The 5,423-nt window shown below is 71.2% G+C and carries 5 protein-coding genes; 4 read left to right on the top strand and 1 reads right to left on the bottom strand.

The window, feature by feature from the left end:
• Positions 1-354: 354 nt before the first annotated feature.
• A complete protein-coding gene (locus VGH85_10995) occupies positions 355-900 on the bottom strand; it encodes a DUF6292 family protein (GenBank protein ID HEY2174326.1) in 546 nt (181 codons plus the stop codon).
• Positions 901-1,279: 379 nt separating this feature from the next.
• Between VGH85_10995 and VGH85_10990 the strand changes: the two genes are divergently transcribed.
• The 4 genes from VGH85_10990 to VGH85_10975 are packed head-to-tail and all read left to right on the top strand — an operon-like array spanning position 1,280 to position 5,365.
• Positions 1,280-2,221, top strand: a complete 942-nt coding sequence (locus VGH85_10990) for a polysaccharide deacetylase (protein ID HEY2174325.1) — start codon at positions 1,280-1,282, stop codon at positions 2,219-2,221.
• Positions 2,218-3,531 (top strand): MFS transporter, encoded by a 1,314-nt coding sequence (locus VGH85_10985; GenBank protein HEY2174324.1) that lies wholly within the window; start codon positions 2,218-2,220, stop codon positions 3,529-3,531. The genes VGH85_10990 and VGH85_10985 overlap by 4 nt, the downstream gene beginning before the upstream one ends.
• Positions 3,528-4,310, top strand: a complete 783-nt coding sequence (locus VGH85_10980) for an SDR family oxidoreductase (protein ID HEY2174323.1) — start codon at positions 3,528-3,530, stop codon at positions 4,308-4,310. The genes VGH85_10985 and VGH85_10980 overlap by 4 nt, the downstream gene beginning before the upstream one ends.
• Before the next feature lie 59 nt (positions 4,311-4,369).
• Positions 4,370-5,365 (top strand): 2-dehydropantoate 2-reductase, encoded by a 996-nt coding sequence (locus tag VGH85_10975; GenBank protein ID HEY2174322.1) that lies wholly within the window; start codon positions 4,370-4,372, stop codon positions 5,363-5,365.
• Positions 5,366-5,423 lie beyond the last annotated feature (58 nt).

Genomic DNA, 5,423 nt, shown 5'->3' with positions numbered 1-5,423 from the left:
GCACGCGGCCGAGGCCGCAGGACGGACGATGCCCCATGGCAACGTATCTTGTAGTCCACGACGTTGACGATGTCGACCACTGGGTGAGCTCGCCGAAGCGGGCGGAGGTCTTCGGGCCGCTGGGCATCACGATCCGTGTGTTCCGGGGCGCAGCGGAGTCGAAGCAGGTCGGGCTGATCCTGGATCCCCGACATGGACGCCTTCCAGGAGATCATGGGTTCTGAAGTCGGGGCCGACGCGATGAAGTTCGACGGTGTTCACCCCGACACCTTGGTCGTGCTGTCCGAGGCCTGACCGGCGGTCCGGCCAGCGCCCGACCGGATAGATCCGCGGCCCGCGTGACCTGCGCGGGCACTACGGGGCAACCCCGACCGTGCCCGATCCCTGGTCAATCCTGGCTGGCTTCACTGTCGTGGTGACCAGGCTGTGGTGGGCTAGGGCGTCGATCAACGGTGCCAGGTGTTGCCCGTGGTGGCCGACCGGGCTGGGTGAGCCCGTCGCGGGGTCGACCCGGTGGGACAGCGCGTTTGTGACGAACCCGGCCACTGTTGCCGGGCTCGGTGCTAGCCCACCGGGCAGATAACGCCACCCGGCGCGGCTGTCGCGCAGCTGGGTGTGTGACAGTGACCAGCCCAGGTCCTCCGCCCACATCAAGGTGATGGCCCCGGGCATGCGGTCGGGCGCCCCCGACGCGCGTGGTCCGGTCCGGGCCAGCGCTAGTCGAGCATGCAGGGTCGCCCCGCAACCCATCCGAATCCCTGTGACTGACAACCCTTCGCCGTCCAGCGCGGCGATGACCGCGCCGAGATAGTCGACCAGCAGCCGGGCCGCCTCGTCATGGCGGGGCCGCCTACCGGCCCGCTCCGGAGACCGCGTCGGTGTTGTCGCTGTCGGTTTCACCAGCCCTCCCACCGTTCGGCCCCCACCACGTCGGGATACCCGGCGGGCTCAGTCCTACTCGTCCGGCCAAGAGCCGACGAGTTCGCGGTGATGTTCGACCAGGGTCTGCCACAGCTGGGCTGGGTGGCGGAGCAGGCCGGGTGCGGTTACCCGGGGGCGACCACCTGCAGTACGAGCGACTGATCCGCCACCACCGGACGGTTCAACCTGTGCCTGCCCGGGGTACTTCCCAGCTACGGCGATCTCTACCAATACTGGCCCGGTGTGGTCGGTGCGTTACCGGGAGTCCGCACCGCCGATAGGACGCGGCAGGCGCACACGCTCAACTGCGCCTGGGTCCGCGTCACCGCCGACGGCGCCCGGAGCGGAGAGCGATCTGATGACCGATGAGAACGGCCGGACGACCGAACCGTGGCAGTGGGACGAACCCACCTGGCGCGGCCATGTCGAGCGGGTACGGGCCGGTGCGAGCCTGATCCCCGCCGGCTGGCCGCACGGGGCGAGGGCCGCGGTGGCGATCTCCTTCGACCCCGATCACGAGACGATCCCGCTGCGCGACGGGGAGACCCGCCCCGGAAAGCTCGCGCAGGGCGAATACGGCGCCAGGGTCGCCGTGCCGAAGATCCTTGCGCTGCTGGCCGAATACGGAGTTCCCGCCAGCTTCTTCATGCCCGCGGTCTCGGCGCTGCTCCATCCCGATGAGGTGCAGGCCTATGTGGCGGGCGGTCACGAGGTCGGCGTGCACGGCTGGATCCACGAGCGCAACATGACGCTCTCCCGTGAGCACGAGATGGACCTCACCGGCCGCTCGCTGGAGACGCTGGAGAAGCTCGGCGGTGTCCGTCCGGTCGGGATCCGCACCCCGAGCTGGGATTTCTCCGACCACACGTTGGCCATCATCGAGGCGCTCGGCCTGCGCTACGACTCGTCGCTGATGGCCGACGACGAGCCCTACGAGCTGGTCGCGGACGGCAGGCCGACGGGGATCGTGGAGATCCCCGTCGAGTGGATCCGCGACGACGCGCCCTACCTGATGATGGAGCGCTACGGCGCGCTGCGCCCCTACACGCCACCGAGGGCCCTGCTCGAGATCTGGCGCGACGAGTTCGACGCCGCGCACGCCGAGGGCGGGCTCTTCCAGCTCACCCTGCATCCGCACGTCATCGGGCACAGGTCCCGGCTGCTGGTGCTCCGCGAACTGCTGGCCCACATCGCGAGCCACCGCGACGTCTGGTTCGCCACCCACGCGCAGATCGCCGACATCGCCCACGCCCAGATCGGGACGACCCACCCCGACCCGACCTCGGGCAACACCTCATGACCGAGGCCGCCGCCGGGGCAGCAGCCACGCAGTCGGAGACCCGGCTGACCGGGAAGCAGCGCAAGGCGATCATCGCCGGCTCGATCGGCAACACCGTCGAATGGGTGGACTGGGCCGTCTACAGCACGCTCGCGCCCGTTTTCGCCTCGCAGTTCTTCGCCAAGGGGGATCCCGCGGTGGCGCTGCTGTCGACGCTGGCCGTGTTCGCGGTCGGATTTGTCATGCGCCCGATCGGCGGTGCGCTGCTCGGTGCCTACGCCGACCGGCACGGCCGCAAGAAGGGCCTGGTGCTCACCATCGGGCTGATGGCCGGAGCGGCGTTCGTGATCGCGATCTGCCCGACCTACGAGGCGATCGGGATCGCGGCGCCGGTGGTGCTACTGCTGGCCCGGCTCGTGCAGGGCTTCTCGGCGGGCGGCGAGTTCGGCTCCTCGTCCTCCTTCCTCGTCGAGTCCGCGGCGCCCCGGCGCCGGGCCTTCGCGGGGTCGTGGCAGCAGGTTTCGGTCGGGGCGGGCGCATTGATCGCATCGCTGATGGGCTTCGTGCTCACCTCCACGCTCAGCGAGGCGGCGATGCAGAGCTGGGGCTGGCGCCTCGCGTTCGGCATCGGCGGCCTGCTCGGACTGGTGGGGCTGTGGCTGCGGGTCGGCGTAGAGGAGACCGAGAGCTTCCGCACCGCCTCCGCGCAGGGCCGTACGGCCCGCCGTAACCCGCTCATCGGCGTGTTCACCGAACACCCGGGGGCGGCGCTGCGCGTCGCCGGAATCACGATCGCCGGCACCCTCACGTACTACGTGTGGATCAGCTACATGCCCGGATACGCGCACGCCGCCACCGGCATCCCGTTGCGCGACGCGCTGCTGGCCAACACCATCGCGATCGCCTACTTCCTCTGCCTGCTGCCGTTCGTGGCGCTACTGTCGGACCGGTTCGGCCGCAAGGTCACGCTGCTCGTGTTCGCGGCCGGGTTCGTGGTGCTCGCCTACCCGGCGTTCCAGCTGCTCGCACTCGGAGGCTTCTGGCCGCTGCTGGTCGTGGAGCTGGTCGGGGTGACGTTCCTGGCCGGCTACTCGGCGAACTGCGCGGTCGTGATGGCCGAGCAGTTCCCGGCGGAGGTGCGTAGCACCGGGATCGGCCTGCCCTACGCACTCGCCGTTGCGCTCTTCGGTGGCACCGCGCCCTACATCACCACCTGGATGAGCACGAACGGTCTCGGTAGCTTCGTCTGGCTCTACGTCGCGACGGCGGCGCTGATCGGGGTCGCGGTCTACGCGACGATGCCGGAGACCAAGGGTCGGGAGCTCCTGTGAGCGCCCGGCACGTGCTGGTCACGGGCGCCGCCGGTGGTATCGGGCTGGCGGTGGCGGAGGCCTTCGCCACCCGTGGTGACACCGTCACCGGAGTCGATGCTCGCGGTGTCGAGCTCGACGCCGCGATGGCGGGCCTCGCCGGTGGCCGAGGCACCGCCCACGCGCTCGTCGCCGACCTGAGCGACGAGCGCTGCGGCGAGATCGTCGCGGCGGCGCAGCGCTTGGCCGGCCCCGTCGACGTGCTCGTCAACGCCGCCGGCATCTACCCGGCCACCCGCCTGGACGACATGACGGCCGCGCAGTGGGACCGTGTTCAGCACGTCAACGTGCGCGCACCGGTCTTGCTGACCGTGGCGGTGGCGCGCGCGGGACGACCCGCCGCCGTGGTCAACATCAGTTCGGGGGCGGCCACCAGGGCGCGACCCGGCGCGGCCCACTACTGCACCTCGAAGGCTGCGCTGGAGATGGCGACCAAGGCGTGTGCCGTCGAGTTCGCCGACCGCGGGATCCGGGTCAACGCCGTCGCCCCCGGATTCATCGAGGTGGACAGCCCCGTCAACCCGGTCACCGACGAGTACGCCGCCGCGGTCTCGGTCAACCCCACCGGCCGTCCCGGCCGTCCCGACGAGATCGCGGCAGCCGTCGTCTGGCTCGCGGGCGCGGAGGCGGGCTTCGTCACCGGTGCCGTGCTGCGCGTCGACGGCGGCGCCTCCGCGGGGACCTCCGCGTTGCCCGTCCACCACCCATCCATCACGGCCCTGCAGCGCGCAGAGGCCTGACCGACAAGGAGCACCTGATCCTGACGACGCAGTCTCCCGACGACCGGTCGCGAAGCTATGTGGTCGTCGGGGCCGGAGCGATCGGCGGCACGCTCGGCCACCACCTCGCCAGGGCGGGCCACCATGTCACCGTCGTCGACACCGACTCCGAGCATGTCCGCCGCATCCGCGAGGACGGGATCGTCGTGGTGCGGGGCGCAAACCGCACCGTTGCGAACGTGGCGGGGGCCGGCACGCCGGACGACGGCGAGCCCGGCACGGTCGAGCGCGTCCTGGTGGCGGTCAAGGCGCAGGCCACCGGACGCGCGCTGGACTGGATCGCGCCCCGGCTGGCCGCCGAGGGCTTCGTCGTGTCGCTGCAGAACGGGCTGAACGAAGCGGCGATCGCCGACCGCGTCGGGCGCGAGCGCACGGTCGGCGCGTTCGTCAACCTCTTCGCCGACGTGATCGGGCCGGGCGAGATCCGTGACGGCGGCCTGGGCGCGCTCGTGGTCGGCGAGCTCGACGGCAGCGACTCCCGGCGGGTCCGCGAGGTCGTCGAAGACCTGCAGGCCTGGGGCCCGGCGAAGGCGACCGCGAACGTCTCGGGCTACCTGTGGTCCAAGCTCGGCTTCGGGGCCATGCTCGTCGCCACGGCGCTCGCCGATGCCCCGATGGCCGAGCTGATCGACCGGCATCGGTCGGTGATGCACGCGCTCACCGCGGAGGTCTACGCGGTGGCTTCGGCCGAGGGGGTCGCACTGGAGCCGTTCGATGCCTTCGACCCCGGTCCGTATGCCGGCACCGCCGAGCCAGCGAAGGACGCCGCCACCGACACACTCGTGGCGTGGCTGCGTACCCAAGCAAAGGACCGCAGCGGTATCTGGCGCGACATCGCGGTGCGCCAGCGGCCCACCGAGGTGCCCACGCACGACCGGCCGGTGCTCGCCACCGCCGCGCGCCACGGCATTGCGACCCCCGGCCTGGAACGCCTCGTCGCGCAGATCGGCGAGCTCGAAGCCGGTGCGGCGATGCACGAGGATCGCATCGCCGGGCTGTCCGCGGCGCCGCGGTGACCGGACCAGCGCGGGGGAGCGTGGCGGTGCCGTTCGTGCTCATCAACATCGGCGAGCA

The organism is Mycobacteriales bacterium (assembly GCA_036497565.1).
Taxonomy (GTDB): Bacteria; Actinomycetota; Actinomycetes; order Mycobacteriales; family QHCD01; genus DASXJE01.
This window is presented reverse-complemented; position numbering and strand designations above follow the sequence as displayed.